The 1229-nt window shown below is 69.2% G+C and carries 1 protein-coding gene; it reads right to left on the reverse strand.

Annotated elements, in window-relative coordinates; genetic code table 11:
• Positions 1–1229 (reverse strand): Tar ligand binding domain-containing protein (locus JMF90_RS37705; RefSeq protein WP_201326408.1); only part of this gene is annotated, 1229 nt, incomplete at both ends.

Here is a 1229-nt window from a genome sequence, read left to right on the forward strand (position 1 = left end):
GATTTCCTTCGCGGCGCTCGCGCTGCGCTGCGCGAGCGAACGCACCTCGCCCGCGACCACCGCGAAGCCGCGGCCCTGCTCGCCGGCCCGCGCCGCTTCGACGGCCGCGTTCAGCGCGAGGATGTTGGTCTGGAACGCGATGCCCTCGATCGTGCCGATGATGTCGACGACCTTGCCCGAGCTCGCCGCGATGTCCTGCATCGTCGACACGACCTGGCCGACCACGTCGCCGCCCTGCGTCGCGATGTCCGACGCGTTCACCGCGAGCTGGCTCGCCTGCCGCGCGTTTTCCGCGTTCTGCCGCACGGTGCCCGTCAGCTGCTCCATGCTCGATGCGGTTTCCTGCAGCGAGGCGGCCTGCTCCTCGGTGCGCTGCGACAGGTCGATGTTGCCGCTCGCGATCTCGCGCGCGCCGACGTCGATCGATTCGGTGCCGCGATGCACGGCCTGCACCATCGTCGTGACGGCGTCCTGCATCCGCTTGATGCCGCCGAACAGGCGGCCGATCTCGTTCGTGCTGAACACGCTCACCGGTTGCGTGAGATCGCCGCCGGCGATGCGCTCGAAGTGCGCGATCGCGTCCTCGATCGGCTGGACGATCAGCCCGCGCAGAACGAAGCGGATCGCGATCACGACGACGAACGCGAGCGCGATGCCGGCCGCGATCAGCGCGATCATCATCGAGATCTGCGACTGCGTCGCGGCCTGGCGTTCTTCCGCGCGCTTTTGCAGCGCGGCGATCACGGCCGCCGCCGTCTGGTCGAACGCGACGAACATCGGGCTGATCTTCGCGTCGGCGATCGCGTGGTACGCGGCCATGTCGCCCGCGCGCGCCGCGGCGAATTCCGGTTCGACGCCTTCCTTCATGATCGTCGCGTAACGCGCGGTGAGCTCGTCGACGAGCGCCTGCTCGACGCCGAGCTTCGGCGTCGACTGGAACGTCTGCCAGTTCTGGTTCGACTTCGCATACAGCTCCTGCGCGCGGTCGAGCACCTTCGCCGCGTCGGCCGCATTGCCGGCTTCGGTCAGCGTACGAAAGCGATCGAGCGCGACGCGCGAGCGCAGCAGGTACGCGGCCGTGTCGTCCAGCGTGTGGATCGCCGGCAGGTCGACGTGCGCGATCTCGTCGAGCGAACGGCTCGCGTGATTCAGCGCGTAAAGGCCGAGCCCGCCGACCGCGGCGGCCAGGCACACGAGGATGAGTCCGACCGCCGTGAGCGTCGTGCGGA

The sequence above is a fragment of the Burkholderia sp. E168m23 genome (genome assembly GCF_016586125.1).
Classification (GTDB): Bacteria; Pseudomonadota; Gammaproteobacteria; order Burkholderiales; family Burkholderiaceae; genus Burkholderia; species Burkholderia orbicola.